Here is a 16,077-nt window from a genome sequence, read left to right as displayed (position 1 = left end):
GGGGGTTCTTGCTTTGGGAGTTGTCACGCTGAAGAAAAGCGGGCTGATCTATCAAGATAAGTTTGATGCTACAGCCCTGGATGGTAGCTGGGAGCTGATACCGCACGACCCGGCAAGCTATGAATTAACAGGAGGGGGGCTACGGTTAAAGTCAGAAGCAGCACCGCTGTTTTTGTTCTTTCCCCAGCTTACAGCGGAAAATGAATTCGTATTCGACCTGAAAAATGAGTATACCCCGTCTATCTCAGGAGACAGGGGAGGGCTTACTATATTCGGCAGAGATGCGGATCGTCTGGATATGGAAGAGTATTGCGACGAATCGGAAGGGGGGACCAAAACATACCCATGGATACGTATGATCCGCAGTTATAATGCCTACAGCGCATTATGGTCGGACACTGGTACGCTGTGGAATTTTGAAGGGGCAGAGCAGTTTGATATTACAGCACCGAAGGTGGGAGTGTTTCTTACTGGCATGGTAGATATGCTTGTGCAAGAGGTGCGGATTTTTCGCTCCACCAAGGTGAAGATCACCGGCTTAGTAGAAGGAAGCCAGGTGGATTTATGGCAAGGAAGTTCCATTGTCTCTTCTGGTATATGCCGGAAGGGGTTATCGGAACTGGATCTGGATGTGTCAGGAATTAGCCTTCCCTTCACAGGGAACTTTGTTGTAAGGCTTCCAGAAAATAATGTGTTTAGTAGCGTGGAAAACCTAGAGATATGGGGCGGAGATGAATATCATTTCGAACCTAACGCCGATTTATACCTTGTGGATGATGCGGGGGAAGAGGTTCCCTTAATGGAGAATATGGAGAGGTTTTTGGGTTACGTGCAATCTATGGGGCAGGATTATAAGGATTTCCGAATTCTGATTCGTAACAATATGGCTAGTGGAACCATAAAAAATATAAAAATTAATCTAACTTGGTCCAAGGGTACCACCGCTGATCTGAAACTAGCGGATCTATATCGGGATATTAATGGCCAGCCGGCTGTAAAGTACGCCGTTCTTGACTACCCAACAATTGCAGCCGGGACTGCAACCCCCTTCTGGCTACGGATATATCGTATCACGGACGCGATGGCCTCATCTGGGATATCGGATGTTCAGTTCGGGATAAATATGGTCTCGAACTACATTAAATAAGTTAAGTCTATTTCATAGAAACGGGCAAGTGGGGGTGAATTCGTTGGCCGTTCGGCTAAAACGTACGGGAATAAACATTAAAGTTACGGATCATAATGAGCTCCTGAATAAAGGTATTTACACGCATGAGGAAATCGATTCTGCCCTTTTGGAACTGGACGCTGCCCGTAAAGATTTTATTGATCTGGATGCCCGGCTGTCGTATATCCAAAAAAACGCGACCGGGGGCGGAGGGGATGGAGGAAAAGGGGGGAGTGGCGGATTAAAGTACCGTTTTGAATCAGCCCCTGGGAGTCGAAGCTCCCCTCAAACAGATTTCACAATCCAGGAGTTTACTGTTGGGAATAATTCTTTACTTGTTTTTGCAGAAGGTATCTTAATGTCCTCAAAAGAGGATTATCAAGAAATCAGCAGTACTAAGATCCGATTTAACGAGAGCATTCCTGCTAATCAGAGGATAACCTTTATCTGCTTAGGGGTAAGCGGTGAAGATACAAATGCGCCTTCAGAAGTGGCTGACGCAAATATTGAGTATGAGTACAACTCTGACAATTCCATAAAGGCAGAACGAACATACAGCACAGATGAAGTACCTGTTCTACTGAAGGAAGTTGCTTACACATACATTAATGGCTACGTAGCTACTGAGAAGGTTTCGACGGGGACGGGGACTGTAAAAAGGACCTTCCAATATGATAATCAATTCAATGTGGTGAAGGTAACATCAAGGAAACTATAGGGAGTGAAGTAGATGGCAGCACCAAATAGGTATGATTTAGGTCGCGTTAATGTGTTTTCTTTGGCCTCGAGCATTGCAACTGCCCTGGTAGATGATCCAAACTGGGTGGTTGCATACTCTACCGTGATACCTAAACCTTTTAACAATATAAACAGAGGGAGCATGATTTTTAAAAATAAGACAGACCCTACACTATATTTTATGTTGAATATTAACACACAGAATAATCACTTCATACAGGCGGGATTTTACGAAACAGATGCCGGGAATATCATTGCTGACGTTGGGAGGGACTATTCTTACGGTTATAATAACGCCGTTACGCCATTAAATACGTCAGGGACCGGTGATTTCTACTACAAACAATTGACTGTATTTACTACGAGTAACTTTGTGTATATAAACGGAGAGGCGGAAAGCATATCCATTGTTTACCCCTTGCGTTTGTATATGGGGAGGCTAATAGCATATGAAAATGAAGACCCGTTAATAGCAAAGGATTTTGTAGGGCTCTTTACTCATTTCCCTGCAGGCTATAACGAGTATGATCAAAATTCTTATTCGGTTAGTGCTAAAAACGTTGGGCAGGGCTTTGTCAAAAAATCAAGAAATGGAACTAAAAATGTTGTGTATAATTTTTGCACCAGCAGCCAGTTAGTATCCCCAGCTGTAAGCGGGAAATTTTTCATCTCACCATTTTATGTCTATGAGAACACTGAAGGGGTTCGTGGAGAATTTTGGGATATATACGTTGTATGCTTTAAGGATGGAAGTGCTTACCCTGACGGCTCAGTTCTTTCAGTAGGGAATGATAAGTATTACGTATTCCATGTCGTTGATCAATTAGCCCCACAGTCGTATAACATAACTGCTCCAGGAGGCAACAGTCAGATATATGGAAGATGGTACTTTTTCGATACTTCTGTTTTACGCAACTCAGGTGGTGGGGACAAGCCACAGCGGGCGCTGCTTTTCAAAATATAAAGGAGGACAGAAGGATATGGCTTTTTTCAGTAATAAGATTAAAATTAATCAGCTATTTGGTTTTTTGGTGACAAACCTGAAGAGCATTAATGATGATTCCTGGAGCGTGGTGTTTGAGAGTACGTCCATGCTGGTTGTGAAGTCAGCAGGTTCTTCAGGCTCGGAGAAGATGTTCCTGAAGCTGGAGCCTGATACCAGCAAGAATGCTACTGGAAATTCGATTAAAATCACGATATCAGACAACATGTCAACAACAGACGGTAGTATTCCTCCCCCTTCGATTGCAATTAGCCGGGTTTTTACATTCCATAGCAATAACGTGGATACAAATGGACTCATAGATTATCACATGTCCGTTCTTGTAGACCGGATTGTTCTCTGGGTATCCGGTGATGTTAATTCGACAACAGGAGTATCTAATATGGCTTTTATTGGACTTATTAATCAATACAGTACAGGGACCCCGGCAGCTAATGCGTTCTCCATCGGTCTAAGCTACCGATCTAATGAAGATGGATTCCGTGCAGTTAAGGATGTATCCGGTGGCACAGCGAGTTCGTTATACAAAGCGTATTCCACTCTTGTGCCCACAAATCCCGGTCCTGCCGGTGCTTATAATGTTTACCCGCAGGTACTTGCAAACGCAGTAGAGGGCGCGCGCGGAGAACTACCTGATATTTATCACGTACCTCCTGTTGGTGTGAATCTAGGGGACATTATAAATGTGGGAGGAAAGGCATATACCGTCTATTCTCTCAGCCCTCAAACAACTTCATTAACTCAGTTTAATAATTTTACAGGCACGAAAGTGGCCGTATATATGGGATAAAGGAGCTGAGAAATTATGGCCTCATTAGAGGGCAGCGTAACTCCTCCTCTCTCTGGAATACGCATCTATGCCCGTGCAATCTCTCATCAATCCCCGTCGATTAATCAATTTGCAATTCCAATTATCACGAAGGGCACTCCTCATAGTCTGATCGGACGAGTATCTAATATAATTCAGACATCAATTTCTCTACATTATCCTCTTTTAATTCAGAATCCAGTCTCGCTCACCACCAGTGGTACCCCTAGGGGGCTGACCGAAAGAGCCGCTAGTATAATCCAACCGGTAATTCCTCTGTATTCCCCTCCCTTAATGTACAGTGCTATCCAAAGACCTAATCTTCAAGGAATTCTCCAAGGAGGTTCTTCTAAACCAAAAAGATACAGGGATTTCCCTAATCCACATATTCCTCTCATAAAGGGGGTGAATAAATGAATGAGGCGTGGATGATGCTGACGTATGATAACAAGCCCATCACTGTCGAGTTTGAGGCAAGATTACTGAGCGGTGAGGAACAAGTAATATCCACCCCGTTTAATACCCGAAACTTGAATATTAAGACAGTAAGAGTAGTTCCTCAGCTAAACGCTTGTGATGTGGAGTTGAGCATTCTTAGCAATGCAGATACCAGTATTGCAGAGAAACTCTACAAAAATGATACTACCTTCAGTACTGGTAGTGCAGAGGAAGGGATCTACGACAATATCGATATGATATACATTGATGGTGACGGGACTTCCAAACTGCACTGCAGGATTAAAAATACTGGTGCGCTAACTACGACGTTCAAAGCGAAAATTATGGCCTTAACGGTCCGATAGGAGGCACTATGATGATTTCATTACTGAACGGAGGGACATTAAGCACTCTTCAGGCAAGCCTGGCATACCTGGCGGAAATGATAGATGTAAGCGTGGAGTATGAGTATGAAGGCAAAAACATATCAACGGAGACTGTCTTTGATAAGCTAACCCCCCGTAGCACACTGAAGAGGACGGAATATACCTATAATGTGGACAATCTACTCCAGATCGAAACAGTAATTAAGGGAGGGATTACTGTGGTGAAAACATTTCAATATGATGCAGAAGGGAACTTAACTGCCGTGGATATTACTAAAAGCTATAAGGAGGGACAAAATGGCCTATGATTTAGGAGCAATCCGGCGTTATTCACTTCCCAGCTATGCCCGCATATCCTTCGTTACTCAGCTGGGGAATCTGCTCGTAAATGATCCTTTTTGGACAGTTGTCACATTAACCCCCACAAATGGAATTAATGGAGCAACCAACGGTGTTATTAAACTAACAAATAAGGAAGACCCTTACATGGAGTTTATGGTAGGGGTAGATTGGAACGCAAGTTATGGTGCTGTTTTACGTTTTGGATTGAAGAAGCAAGGCACCACGCCTGTATTAGACTGTTACTCCGATAGCACAAAAACCACGGCCTACGATTTGCCGCTTCAAAGTTATAACAATGGATATCCCGCTAAAACAAGTAATGCAAATGCGGCTTCTCAGATGACTGTTATCACGCATAAAGAGTATGTGTTTATAATGACTACACCAATTACTTATACTGACACTGATTACCCTGTGCGTTTGTATTTAGGCCGTTGTAAGGCGTTTGAGGAAGAAGACTCTGTATATGGGAAGGAGTTCTTTGGAATCTTTGGTTACCTTCCGTTAGGTTTAACCGGTAATTCGGCTGTTGAGTATGGCAACCTAAACGGTTACGTGCTTAGCCGTGGGGTTACTAAGAAAAATCGCTCCAACCAGTTATACGGAGAATATGAGTTTGTAGGCAGCTCCCAAATTATCTCACCAGGGCCTGGGGGAAGGGTTATTATGTCGCCATTCTTAATCGGGAATGCCGAAGAGGGGGTACGCGGTACCTTTTGGGACGTGAACACTGCTGTTTTCAAAAACACAAATTTTTATCCTGACGGCTCTGTTATTGATATTGACGGTGCGCGGTATTATGTGCTTCATTGCCATATTGAGGCAGGTAGTTGGTACCCTTATTCTGCAGGAGCCACGCACAACGGCAGTATTTATACCTACGGCTATAATTTTTTTGATTCAGTAACACTACCAGCAGGAATCCGTGTAATGCTATTTAAAATCTGAGGAGGCGATGAAATTGCCAATGGCAAATATTCGGCGCTATGATATGCCCTCCATAGCGCTGCATAGTTTCATGCAGGAAATGACGAACCAAATGGCAGATGATCCCTTTTGGAACATAAAATATTTGCCTACAACATCACTAGGGAATTCTATAACTAATGGTGGAATTGTTCTTACCAACAAAAAAGATCCTGATATGGTAATAACATTAGGTTTGAGCGTGCCAGCCAATAACAACTTCCCTCCGTCTATGCGGTTTGGTCTGTTTAAAAATGCGACACCAAAAGTAGATTGCATGACCGACTCGGTATCAGCGGCTTCCGCAGTAGCCCCTACATTTGGAGGATGGGGCGGAGCATACTTTGATGTTGGCTTAGGCTGTTACACTGGAGCAAATCAGAGCAGTGCTGCAGGTGCCCAGAAATTTGTAGTCATCTCTCAAAAGGAGTTTGTAATGATTACTTCAGAGCCGTTGACTTACCCCAATTGGCATTACCCAATTCGCCTATACCTGGGCCGCTGTAAGCCATTTGAGGAAGAAGACCCTTTAGTATCTAAAGACTTCTACGGTTACTTTCCTCATGTTCCTGTAGGTATCAACCATAATGTTATTATGGCAGGCGTATCCTCATACCACCTAAATTTTGGGCGTGGTTTGGTCAAGTACTCCAGAGCAAAAGAAAAGTACACTTACTATAATTTTCTGCCCCAATCTCAGCAGCCATCCCCAGGAGTAGGCGGGGCAATCTTTGTCTCCCCTTTTTATGTATATAACCCCACAGAGGGCGTCCGTGGCGAGTTCTACGGTATGCGGACAGCTGTATTAAAGCAATCGGCACTCTCTGCATACCCTGATGGCTCCATTATGACTACGGGCGAAGATGAATATTATGTTGTTCATGTTAATTCCTCTCCGACAATTAATAAACCTTCCGGAGTAAATTGGTATAACGCTTCTGGTCAAGGGATCTACAGCGCCCCCCGCTTTTTTGACTCCGCCATACTGCCAAACAACGGCCAACGTGTGCTGTTGTTCAAAATCAATTAGGGAGGTCTAAACATGTCTGCTTTTTCAGGGAAAGTTAAAATTAATCAGCTCTATGATTCACTCGTGGCACACATGAAAAGTGCAGAAGTTGCTGCCCTGTGGACAGTAGTCAATGAAACAGACTCTACACTTGCATTGACCTCTACCGGAGTTAACGGAACGGATAATCTCTTTGTGAGAATAGATGCTGGAAACTCTAAAGCAACATCCGGCAATCAGCTCATCTTGACCATAGCTGAACTGATTGGTGAAGATGGGACGGTTAGTTCAGTAAAATATGAGAGAAACGTTGTTATCTTTTCGGTTGCTGTTGATACTGCCTTGCTATGTGAGTACGATCTTTCAGTGACAAAAGATCGAATAATTCTCTGTACAAAAGGAGATCCCTACGCAAACAATAACGTTAGCATGGTTGCCTACGCAGGACTTATGAAACGGTACAGTGCTGAGGTCAATTCAACCGGGCAGGGAATAGGCGTCTCATATCAGGGGGATAACGGCATCCGTTGTCTGCGAGACATCACTTCTCAGCAGTACTATAACGTATACCAGGGGCAAAGCGTTATTGTTCCCTTAAATCCGGGATGGGGTGCTCTGTATAATGGTAATCCTGTCATTTGCGCTAATATGTATGAGGGAGCGCGAGGGGAACTGATGGATATACTGGCTTTACACTACTCGGGGGTTACAGCAGGCGATAAGATTACAGTTAACGGAGATGAACACAAGGTGTACCAGCTAACTACGAATGGCAGCAGCTTCCTTCCAAGTACTACGATAGCAGTTCGTCTCGTGTAGGCGTTATATCGCAATTATGATAAGAGGTGGTTAAAATCGAAACCTTCACCTTAATTCAGAAAGTCGGACAAGTCCACCTGCGCCACAACCTTGTAGGACTGAACGTTGTGTCCAAACAACTTGAAAGGAAATATAAAGCACCAATCCCTCAGTATGAGGTGCTATGCACTATTCCCCGCCCTCCTCTTGAACTTACTGGTTCTAGTGCCCCAAGCCGTACCGGATCCATTCCATTGAAGGTAATCCCTCCACAGAGTTTGATTTTCAATCCAAAAGCACAGCCAGAGACGCACGGGTCTGGAGTAGCAACAAGGTATAGATATGGTATCCGTTCCTTCACTCAGTTTGTACCTCAGTACGTCATTATGGAAACAGAACGCCAAGATTCCAGAGAACTGACCGGTATTTCAATCAGCGGGTTGGGCAGGGGGGAGACGAAGAGGCCACGAAAATATCCGGTTGCTTACTTGCCTAAAAGGAGTTGAATATGTGAACGGTAATTTTTTCATGCTGCAATACCAGAAGACAGTAGGTGAAGTTATGAAGCTTGTAACTCTTGACTTTCAATTACATTCGATACCTTCAGGTAGCATTCAAAGGAAAAGCATTGTGACTGGAAAAGATAAGCTATTAATCAAGACTATTAAGGTAATCCCCGTAGGGACTATGTCGAGCTGTGAAGTCACTCTAGTCCGCGGCGCGGCATCGGCATTAGATGATATGGCGCAAGTAGTGTATGTTAACACAACCGAGTACAGCACCAGCAATTCCACAGACGGGATTTACGACTTGGTGGATATCCCATACGTGGATGAAGATATAACCAAGAGTATCCATATTGCTGTAAAAAATACGCATACTTCAGGTTCGGCCGCTGATTACCGTGTCATCATCGAAGCTATAGAACTGCAATAATATCTACCCTAGTTGTAACTATGAGCTCAAAGGAGTGTTGCCGTTGCATAAGCAACTTAGAAAACTCGTCAACCGGTGTAAGCCTGTTGAGTCATCGTTGTCCTTTCATCAGCTCATTGCTATTCGTTGGGAATCAGGCCTCGATTGGATGGGGCGCTTATCTCAATTACGCCTTGTTGTCCTCTTGGGCCTATGTGAAGGTGGGGGAGCAAAGGCATGGACGTTAATGCGTTAGTAGCCCTGGCGGGCGTGCTAGTTACAGCATTAGGGAGTGTAGCCGTAACTAAGTTTAATAACCGGAAGGATCTTACGCTCAGCGACCGCCAGCAGCTCTCCCAGGAACAGAAACAGATTCGGGAAGAGCTTAGAGAAGAGATTAAGTCTCTGCGTGATGAAATGAAAATTTGGCGTGAACGGAGCCTGCATCTTGAGGATGAGCTGCGGAATTGGAAAGAGAAGTATACAACGCTGGAGCTGGATTATATAAAGGCGACTGCCAGAATTGAAGAGTTGGAGAAACGCCTCAATCAACGAGACGGAGGTGAGTGTTTTGTTAACGATTAAGCAGCAGCTAATACCAGTCAACCGTTTCTCACGTCCAGGGAAAAAGCTTGTGGCCAAGCGGGGTATTGTAATGCACTACACAGCTGATCCTGGAGCTTCTGCACAGGCAATCGGCAACTATTTTATCAGTTTAAAGAATCAGAAGTCTGGTGACTCGACAACCAACCGTTACGCGAGTGCTCACATTCAGATCGACCGTACAACCATTGTCCAGTCCTTGCCATTTGATGAGATGGGCTACCATTGTGGCAGTAAGCAGCCGTACCTTACGGAAGCTCTAGCGAAGCTTGGTTCGTACCCGAATAATTCTACAGTGGGCATCGAGATGTGCATTGAGACGGATGGGGCAATTCATGAGGATACGTTCAATAATGCTGTAGATTTGGTAGTGTATCTTATTCAGCATGAAGGATTCCCGGAAGTAATCTTTACACATAAAGGGGTTGTAGGCTGGAAGGATTGCCCGCTCCCTTGGGTCAAGAACCCGAGCGAATTTGAACGCTTTAAACAGAGAGTTCATAGTCGTCTGGAGACTCGCGATTCTATAGGCCAGGATAATTTACAAGATTCAATAACATTTGAGGAGGAAGAACACTTGAACTTGTCAGTTAATCAATGGACGATACTTATTAATCAGCTCAAAGAGCTTTACAATAAAAAACTCATCACAGACTATACATGGATCGATAAGGCAGTAGCAAAGAAACTCACGGCTTCCGAGCTTTTGTTCATCAATACTGTAATTATAAACAGGGGCATTAAGTAAGGGGGGGAATGAGATGAACGTGATTACACTAATGGCCGTAGTGGCCTTTTTATCCGAAGCTTTAACTGAGATCCTGAAACAAGCCATCCCAATCCGAGACAAGCAAACTTATCTTTTATCTATAGTAGTCGGTGTGGCCCTGGCCTTTACTTTCAAAACGGATCTATTCAACCTTACTGGGCCCGGGCACTATGCATCTATTATTCTGTGCGGGGTGCTCGCTTCACGTGGCTCTAACTATATCAATGGATTATTAAAACAAATAGGGATTATCACAGGCAGGTCATAGCGCTGCCCAATTAAAAGCAAAAAACCGAGTATTTATACTCGGTTTTTTTATTTTCTTATTTGTTTCCAGAAGAGTACCGGTCAATGTAGTGGTTTATCACTTCTGCAGAATCCAGATCTAGAAGAGTCATGCTGGTTTTTGAATCTAGCAGCAGTTCTGCAATTTTTCTCATAATTCTCCCGGCACGCATTTGTGAAATGTTTTCTTTTTCTGCGGTCTGGGTCTGGTTTAAACCGGAGATACGATGCTGAAGAACCCGCAGCTCTAGCTCAGAAAGATATTCTTGAATTGAAGCTACTACATCTTCGACATAGCTTCTGTCGGTAGCTTCTTGTTCTGTGTTGTTGTTGCTGGTTAAAAAGTCCATATAAGTAGGGTCTGAGTCTACGCTGGAGCGATCGATTACTTTCTCCTGTAAATACTTCACTCTTGGCCCAATAATCAAAGCTTTTCTAACCTGGTCCTCTGGTTTCTTCAGCGTTTTTGCCAGATGCTCCACAGAATCAGCTTCGAAACCGTTACCTGTTAAGTTGTTGATTTGATTTATCAATTCGTGTGCAGTTCGGGTTGGCCGAATAATCGGGGCGTTATCTCGAAGGTAGCAACGGACTTCGCGAACGATAGAGGGTACTGCGTAAGAAGAAAATTTAACTCCTCGTCCGGTATCAAAAGCCATAATTGCTTTAATGAAACCCAAGCGGCCGAGTTGAACAATATCATCTTTTTCCACACAATAATTCTGAACAAGCTTTTCGGGCTTGCCAATGTATTTATGCACGCTGTGCCATATCAAGGTCTCATGATAAATTAATAGATCACCCAAGAAATCTGAATCTCTTTGAGCAAGATTAATATTAGACATAATAGTTAAAGAATAGAAGTTCTTATCGTGTTCCAAGTTACTGCGTATATGTTCGGGGTAACTGCTCAAGTGAGGACACCTCATATAATATGAATTTTTCATGGAAGGCGTATTTTGAGGGGGAAATTATGGGTTGCCTTTACTAGAGTCCGACGGGATCTTCTATCTGTCTCTTAATTTCGTTGTCAACAACTTGATTAGCCAGATGTTCTGCAAGAATGTTGTCGAACTCTTCTTTGGTGATAATTTGAATTTCAAGCTCTTCTTTAGAGAGAACCCATCCTGCGCCGTCAGTCATAAGCAAATTGATATATATAAGTGGCGTGCTTAAAAACTCCTGATTCATATAGTCGAAGGAAATGACAGCTTTCTCATAACCCGCAACTTGGCCTGCAAACCAAGCATTTACGGATTCTCCAGCTGAACCTGTATGGGTGTTTTGTGGTGCGGAAATATATTTGCCGGTAAGAGAGAGGACCTCCTCTTCAGTGATGTTGTGAGTATAGATTTGTCGTCTGTTCATACATGTTCATTCCTTTCATTTTGATTGTGCTCTTCTGCAGTTCCCGTAATCTTCGGGTGATGGAGCCGGCTGGGGTAGCATGGATTATCTCTCTTGGGTATTTCAAATTATCGAACATTAGCCGCCTGAAAAATAAAAATCCCTTCCAATCACTATATACGTGAGGAAGGGATGTGAATTTAGGTGGAGTTTAAAAGTAATTCATTCAAATGACTACAGCGCATTTTGTTGTAATATCACTCCAAATTTGGGACATTCGTCCCCTACTAATATTAAACACCTGTGCGATTTCTTTGAATTCATATCCCGACACACGCAGCTGAAACATTTCTTTTTCGCGTTCTGTTAGCCCTAGATGTTCCATGATATCCATCATGAGCTCAGCATTTTCATAGCCCAGATCCTCTGCCCCTGCCTCATAGGTGACTTGTGTATCGTCAGCACCCTCAAAAGTAGTTAACGGGATAGCATTAACAACCTGCAAATTAGATCTCGCTCCAGCCTTTTTCAGACAATCACGGATGGCGCTTGTTACGATGCGGTCCAAATAAGTCGATACTTTAGCCTTGCTGCTGTCATATTTAGGAAGATAACGGTAAACTTTTATTAGAGCTTCCTGTACAACATCTTCACCATCGGTGCCTGCGAGACGCATTCCATGTACTCGTTTTTCCACTTTTTCCTTGCTTTTCTGAAAAAATACGTCCATTTCCCCTAGAGCGTAAAGTTCATCCAGTGTTTCAGTCCCCATTGTGTAGTCTGATTCCTCCCGAGTTGACCCTATATCCCATCAACAACAATTAAATATTAGGTATATTGTATCAATTAAATTGTTCCTATACCTATTATATTATACGAACTTATGTTCGTATATAAATCTAAAGTCGTGCTTTTTTATCAATGTTTAGATAAATATAACATTAACAAAATGTCGATAGCTGTCGTTTATTGCTGTATACTTAGCCGAATAGAACTAAATGCGTATTATTTTATTGATATGATGGGAGACATAAAATACTGAATCCTATTAAATCCTCAACTTGGTTATGATAATCAGGCTGATCTATCCTGATTTTATTTACTGCTTCTTCTATCACGAATTCCATTGTGTCAGCAGTACTGGAGAAATCAAAAACGATAATTTCTGATCCGTTGATCGTGTAAGTTACCCTATAGGCTTTATGATTCATAATTTACCACCAAGAAATTGGAGTAGAGTTGTTTTTCTTGAATCAATGTATAATTCCTCCCATTAATGAATTATCGATGGTACTCTTTCCTGTCGATGTTTTATACGAGAGATATCAAATGAAGTTAAGGATAGAATGGTTTTATATTTCGTTAGGGGATAACACAGATGAAAGATTGGGAAAAAGGTATTTATTGAAGTAGTTAAGGGGAAGATTCGTAGAATAAAACGATAGAAATGAAAGATTAGGGGGATTTAGCGGATAATTCCATTCTCCTCATCAATTAATTCATTTATCTCAGCTTGCGTAACTTGGATATCCGCAAAAACCTTGCAGACAATCTGAATTGCTTCGAAATAAGTATAATTCTCTACAAGTTCTTCGGCATTTAAACCGGCCATGTGGAGCGCGTCCATAATCTCATCAAGATCGGATTCACTTGTCAGAGTCTGTGCGGTTTGAATCATTTCTTGAATTGTGGACATAAGTAAAAGAGCTCGTCTTGCTGGTTTCATTTAATTCTCCTCCTTTAAATTAACAAGTTGTATTGGGGTATATGAAAGCATCTCAGTATAACTTCATGATGTAATAATTTGCAAGCGAAAAAACAATGCAAATTAAAAGGCCACGGTTAAGTGGCCCTGACTTCTTTTATGATAGAATTAACCATTTCTTCGTCTATTACTTTCTGAGCTTCAATTAACACAGCCAAAATTTTTACTTTGTCATCATAGATATCATGCAAAATTTTATTAATATTCATAGAGCTTAACCTACCGGCTTTTGCCATAGAAAGTAAAGTGACTACAACAATATTATCTTTAGCTTCACCTGAATGAACACGGCGCTGTAGTTCATTAGCGATGGCAGTTACCTGGGCTTCACTCATTAAATTGTCCATTTTAACAGATCCCCTCGCTAGTTATAACTTTCTTAAGGTTCCACTTTTTCATTACATTTATATGAGGGAGGTTACTAACAATGACATGGGTTCTTTTTGAAACAGGAACTCTAAATGCTCTCACCATTATCCACCTCCGACTAGAATTCTATCAAATTAGATGAGGGCCTTCACAGAAAATACTTTGAATCCCCTCCTTCAACATATTATCATAGATCTTCTCTTAATTTTACCCTGTATTAATGGTTAAATATTGAAAATATTAACTCTGAGATTCCAATTAGCAGATTCACCCATATTTCAGGGAATTTCCATAGTATATTTATATAAGATGACGGGGAGGTTTAAAAAAGAGGTGATTTACTGAAAAAACAGAAAAAGATTATATAGTGCAATTAACCTTCCACTAAAAGTTTGCGTACCAGTTTAGGATATTAAATAAAATGAGCTTGTCATGGAGATTGGAGCAGACAGCTCATTTTTTATGACCATATATGACTAAAGGATGCTCCCCGTCGTAATTTTAAATAGAGGAGCGAAACATAGGCTTAATATAAATCTAGATAAAAAATGTATGGAAATTCCCTGTATTACGAATATACGTTCGCATGTTATAGTATGATTACCAATTAATTTATGATTACAGCACTTGGAGGTGCGCATCTTGCCTTATGATTATATCCCAGTATGCAATGTATGTGGATCAGTCGATCAGTACGTGGCAAAAAAGTCTAAAAGGGACGGAAATGAGAACTATTTCATTCAGACATTATGTTCAGTTTGCGGTCATCCTATCTCAATAGTTGAAGCTCAGTATCGTTCAGAGAAACAGCTCTCTTATAGTCCGGTAAAAGAACAGACGGAAGAATACTTTCATGAGTTATCCAGTGAGGAGTTGATACGAGAGGCTTACTATTTAGAATTTTTATATTTAGAATGGTCAAGGCTGGTAGAGACTCAAGGGGATATTGATGATCGGCTTCTCTTAGCCAGGAAGAATTGTTTTAAAGTACTCCGTCAACGACTTTCTCATCATGAATAATTGAAGAAATCGCAGGCTAATAGTTGAACGCACCAAGTAATAGCCTGCTAAGGTGTAAAGTATAGACGAATGAAAACTACTTATGAGAAGCACTGCCGGTATTCGCGCGACGGCAATCCGGTTTTACAAAAGGTAAAGGATTATAATGGAGGAAGTTAATGTGAATTGGCGGAGGTTGAAGACGAGGCGTTAAAGATCACTATTAAAACGCTGCTACTGAACTAGCAATTCTTGTGGAGATTAATAATAGAAGGCGGCGCAGTCTATGCGTCGCCCTTATCTTCGTTTAAGGCAGCACATTTCCCGCTGCGCGGTAAATTTCGTACCATTCCTCGCGGCTGAGGGTGATGCTTGAGGCCTTGGCGATGTCGAGCAGGCGCGCGGTGTTGGTGGTGCCGACAATCGGCTGCATTTTGGCCGGATGGCGAAGCAGCCAGGCGGTCGCGATGGCGGTATCGGTTACCTCTTTTTCTGCGGCAAGACGGTTAATCACTTCATTCACCTTAGGGAACTTCTCGTTGCCCAGGAATACGCCCTCGAAGAATCCGTATTGGAACGGCGACCAGGGCTGGATGGTCATATCGTGCAGGCGGCTGTACTCCAGGATTCCGCCATCATGAACTACGGAACCCGCATTGGTCATGTTCACATTGAAGCCGGCATCAATCATGCCGGTAACCATGATGCTGAGCTGAAGCTGGTTGAAGAGGAGGGGCTGCTTGACATTCTTTTTCAACAGCTCAATCTGTAGAGGGTTCTGGTTGCTGACGCCGAAATGCTTGACCAGCCCTCTGCGCTCCAGATCATCGAAGGCTTCGGCTACTTCTTCAGGCTCCATCAGGGTATCGGGGCGGTGGAGGAGAAGGACATCTACATAATCGGTCTGCAGCCGCTTCAAGCTGTTCTCTACTGAGCTCACGATATGCTCCTTGGAGAAGTCAAAGAAGCCATTGCGGATGCCGCATTTGGCCTGAATCATCAGCCGGTCGCGCATGCCGGGATTTGCAGCCAGTACATCTCCGAATACTTCCTCCGCTTTGCCGCCGGCATAAATATCCGCATGATCAAAAAAGTCTATTCCCACCTCAAGGGCGCTGTGGATATGGACTTCAGCCTCTTTGGGAGACAAATCAGCGATTCGCATACAGCCGAGTGAAATCTCGGACACCTCAAGTGTACCGTTAGCCACATTAATTCTTTTTACCATTAATTATTCACTCCTTAAATGAAGGTATAGTGTAAGCTTAGACCTTAGAGTTAGGTGTAAGTCAATAGAATCATAGAGTGGCTGTTCATAGAAACGGATTGGTGTTACCTTTACATATAGGTGAAGCCAGCCATGGTTGGC

General features: G+C 42.7%; 20 protein-coding genes. 14 read left to right on the top strand and 6 right to left on the bottom strand.

Annotated features, from left to right (window positions below):
• The first annotated feature begins 13 nt into the window (after nucleotides 1-13).
• From NST26_RS27690 to NST26_RS27630, 13 genes are all read left to right on the top strand, one after another.
• Nucleotides 14-1,147 (top strand): hypothetical protein, encoded by a 1,134-nt coding sequence (locus NST26_RS27690; RefSeq protein ID WP_340980324.1) that lies wholly within the window; start codon nucleotides 14-16, stop codon nucleotides 1,145-1,147.
• Nucleotides 1,148-1,190: 43 nt separating this feature from the next.
• A complete protein-coding gene (locus NST26_RS27685) occupies nucleotides 1,191-1,886 on the top strand; it encodes a hypothetical protein (RefSeq protein WP_340980323.1) in 696 nt (231 codons plus the stop codon).
• A gap of 12 nt (nucleotides 1,887-1,898) precedes the next feature.
• A complete protein-coding gene (locus NST26_RS27680) occupies nucleotides 1,899-2,870 on the top strand; it encodes a hypothetical protein (protein ID WP_340980322.1) in 972 nt (323 codons plus the stop codon).
• Between the two features lie 16 nt (nucleotides 2,871-2,886).
• Nucleotides 2,887-3,699 (top strand): hypothetical protein, encoded by an 813-nt coding sequence (locus NST26_RS27675; protein ID WP_340980321.1) that lies wholly within the window; start codon nucleotides 2,887-2,889, stop codon nucleotides 3,697-3,699.
• 431 nt (nucleotides 3,700-4,130) lie between these two features.
• Nucleotides 4,131-4,520: a hypothetical protein gene (locus NST26_RS27670; protein ID WP_340980320.1), complete on the top strand. Its 390-nt coding sequence runs from the start codon at nucleotides 4,131-4,133 to the stop codon at nucleotides 4,518-4,520.
• Nucleotides 4,521-4,528: 8 nt separating this feature from the next.
• Nucleotides 4,529-4,849 (top strand): hypothetical protein, encoded by a 321-nt coding sequence (locus NST26_RS27665; protein WP_339251180.1) that lies wholly within the window; start codon nucleotides 4,529-4,531, stop codon nucleotides 4,847-4,849.
• Nucleotides 4,839-5,831: a hypothetical protein gene (locus NST26_RS27660; protein ID WP_340980319.1), complete on the top strand. Its 993-nt coding sequence runs from the start codon at nucleotides 4,839-4,841 to the stop codon at nucleotides 5,829-5,831. Before NST26_RS27665 ends, NST26_RS27660 begins: the two co-directional genes overlap by 11 nt.
• A 13-nt stretch (nucleotides 5,832-5,844) precedes the next feature.
• Nucleotides 5,845-6,879 carry a hypothetical protein gene (locus tag NST26_RS27655; RefSeq protein WP_340980317.1) on the top strand — a complete coding sequence of 345 codons (1,035 nt, stop codon included), beginning with the start codon at nucleotides 5,845-5,847 and terminating at the stop codon, nucleotides 6,877-6,879.
• Between the two features lie 12 nt (nucleotides 6,880-6,891).
• A complete protein-coding gene (locus NST26_RS27650; protein WP_339251174.1) occupies nucleotides 6,892-7,677 on the top strand; it encodes a hypothetical protein in 786 nt (261 codons plus the stop codon).
• Nucleotides 7,678-8,166: 489 nt separating this feature from the next.
• Nucleotides 8,167-8,592 carry a hypothetical protein gene (locus tag NST26_RS27645; RefSeq protein WP_339251172.1) on the top strand — a complete coding sequence of 142 codons (426 nt, stop codon included), beginning with the start codon at nucleotides 8,167-8,169 and terminating at the stop codon, nucleotides 8,590-8,592.
• A gap of 216 nt (nucleotides 8,593-8,808) precedes the next feature.
• Nucleotides 8,809-9,156 carry a hypothetical protein gene (locus NST26_RS27640; protein WP_339251170.1) on the top strand — a complete coding sequence of 116 codons (348 nt, stop codon included), beginning with the start codon at nucleotides 8,809-8,811 and terminating at the stop codon, nucleotides 9,154-9,156.
• Nucleotides 9,143-9,922 carry a peptidoglycan recognition protein family protein gene (locus tag NST26_RS27635; RefSeq protein WP_340980316.1) on the top strand — a complete coding sequence of 260 codons (780 nt, stop codon included), beginning with the start codon at nucleotides 9,143-9,145 and terminating at the stop codon, nucleotides 9,920-9,922. The genes NST26_RS27640 and NST26_RS27635 overlap by 14 nt, the downstream gene beginning before the upstream one ends.
• 13 nt (nucleotides 9,923-9,935) lie before the next feature.
• Nucleotides 9,936-10,211 (top strand): hypothetical protein, encoded by a 276-nt coding sequence (locus NST26_RS27630; protein ID WP_339251166.1) that lies wholly within the window; start codon nucleotides 9,936-9,938, stop codon nucleotides 10,209-10,211.
• 55 nt (nucleotides 10,212-10,266) lie between these two features.
• Here NST26_RS27630 and NST26_RS27625 read toward each other — a convergent pair whose 3' ends face one another.
• From NST26_RS27625 to NST26_RS27605, 5 genes are all read right to left on the bottom strand, one after another.
• Nucleotides 10,267-11,034, bottom strand: a complete 768-nt coding sequence (locus NST26_RS27625; RefSeq protein WP_340980315.1) for a sigma-70 family RNA polymerase sigma factor — start codon at nucleotides 11,032-11,034, stop codon at nucleotides 10,267-10,269.
• A 181-nt stretch (nucleotides 11,035-11,215) separates the two neighbouring features.
• On the bottom strand, nucleotides 11,216-11,596 hold the full coding sequence (locus NST26_RS27620) for a hypothetical protein (RefSeq protein WP_340980313.1): 381 nt from the start codon (nucleotides 11,594-11,596) through the stop codon (nucleotides 11,216-11,218).
• Nucleotides 11,597-11,801: 205 nt separating this feature from the next.
• On the bottom strand, nucleotides 11,802-12,347 hold the full coding sequence (locus NST26_RS27615) for an RNA polymerase sigma factor (protein ID WP_339251160.1): 546 nt from the start codon (nucleotides 12,345-12,347) through the stop codon (nucleotides 11,802-11,804).
• A 693-nt stretch (nucleotides 12,348-13,040) separates the two neighbouring features.
• On the bottom strand, nucleotides 13,041-13,301 hold the full coding sequence (locus NST26_RS27610) for a hypothetical protein (protein WP_339251158.1): 261 nt from the start codon (nucleotides 13,299-13,301) through the stop codon (nucleotides 13,041-13,043).
• Nucleotides 13,302-13,417: 116 nt separating this feature from the next.
• Nucleotides 13,418-13,687, bottom strand: a complete 270-nt coding sequence (locus NST26_RS27605) for a hypothetical protein (protein ID WP_339251156.1) — start codon at nucleotides 13,685-13,687, stop codon at nucleotides 13,418-13,420.
• A 664-nt stretch (nucleotides 13,688-14,351) separates the two neighbouring features.
• Here NST26_RS27605 and NST26_RS27600 point away from each other — a divergent pair.
• Nucleotides 14,352-14,729: a hypothetical protein gene (locus NST26_RS27600; RefSeq protein ID WP_340980311.1), complete on the top strand. Its 378-nt coding sequence runs from the start codon at nucleotides 14,352-14,354 to the stop codon at nucleotides 14,727-14,729.
• 286 nt (nucleotides 14,730-15,015) lie between these two features.
• Here the strand turns inward: NST26_RS27600 and NST26_RS27595 are convergent, their stop codons facing one another.
• Nucleotides 15,016-15,936, bottom strand: a complete 921-nt coding sequence (locus NST26_RS27595; RefSeq protein WP_340980310.1) for an aldo/keto reductase — start codon at nucleotides 15,934-15,936, stop codon at nucleotides 15,016-15,018.
• Between the last annotated feature and the right edge of the window lie 141 nt (nucleotides 15,937-16,077).

The sequence above is a fragment of the Paenibacillus sp. FSL R7-0128 genome (assembly GCF_038002245.1).
In the GTDB taxonomy this organism is placed as follows: domain Bacteria; phylum Bacillota; class Bacilli; order Paenibacillales; family Paenibacillaceae; genus Paenibacillus_AQ; species Paenibacillus_AQ silagei.
Note: the sequence above shows the minus strand (reverse complement) of the source record. Positions and strands in the feature narration are given on the sequence as shown.

Bases quoted from the DNA above. Each gene is read 5' to 3' on its own strand.
- NST26_RS27640 (WP_339251170.1), top strand. From the start codon at position 8,809: ATGGACGTTAATGCGTTAGTAGCCCTGGCGGGCGTGCTAGTTACAGCA.
- NST26_RS27665 (WP_339251180.1), top strand. From the start codon at position 4,529: ATGATGATTTCATTACTGAACGGAGGGACATTAAGCACTCTTCAGGCA.
- NST26_RS27620 (WP_340980313.1), bottom strand. From the start codon at position 11,596: ATGAACAGACGACAAATCTATACTCACAACATCACTGAAGAGGAGGTC.
- NST26_RS27680 (WP_340980322.1), top strand. From the start codon at position 1,899: ATGGCAGCACCAAATAGGTATGATTTAGGTCGCGTTAATGTGTTTTCT.
- NST26_RS27670 (WP_340980320.1), top strand. From the start codon at position 4,131: ATGAATGAGGCGTGGATGATGCTGACGTATGATAACAAGCCCATCACT.
- NST26_RS27660 (WP_340980319.1), top strand. From the start codon at position 4,839: ATGGCCTATGATTTAGGAGCAATCCGGCGTTATTCACTTCCCAGCTAT.
- NST26_RS27605 (WP_339251156.1), bottom strand. From the start codon at position 13,687: ATGGACAATTTAATGAGTGAAGCCCAGGTAACTGCCATCGCTAATGAA.
- NST26_RS27630 (WP_339251166.1), top strand. From the start codon at position 9,936: ATGAACGTGATTACACTAATGGCCGTAGTGGCCTTTTTATCCGAAGCT.
- NST26_RS27610 (WP_339251158.1), bottom strand. From the start codon at position 13,301: ATGAAACCAGCAAGACGAGCTCTTTTACTTATGTCCACAATTCAAGAA.
- NST26_RS27650 (WP_339251174.1), top strand. From the start codon at position 6,892: ATGTCTGCTTTTTCAGGGAAAGTTAAAATTAATCAGCTCTATGATTCA.
- NST26_RS27595 (WP_340980310.1), bottom strand. From the start codon at position 15,936: ATGGTAAAAAGAATTAATGTGGCTAACGGTACACTTGAGGTGTCCGAG.
- NST26_RS27615 (WP_339251160.1), bottom strand. From the start codon at position 12,347: ATGGGGACTGAAACACTGGATGAACTTTACGCTCTAGGGGAAATGGAC.
- NST26_RS27675 (WP_340980321.1), top strand. From the start codon at position 2,887: ATGGCTTTTTTCAGTAATAAGATTAAAATTAATCAGCTATTTGGTTTT.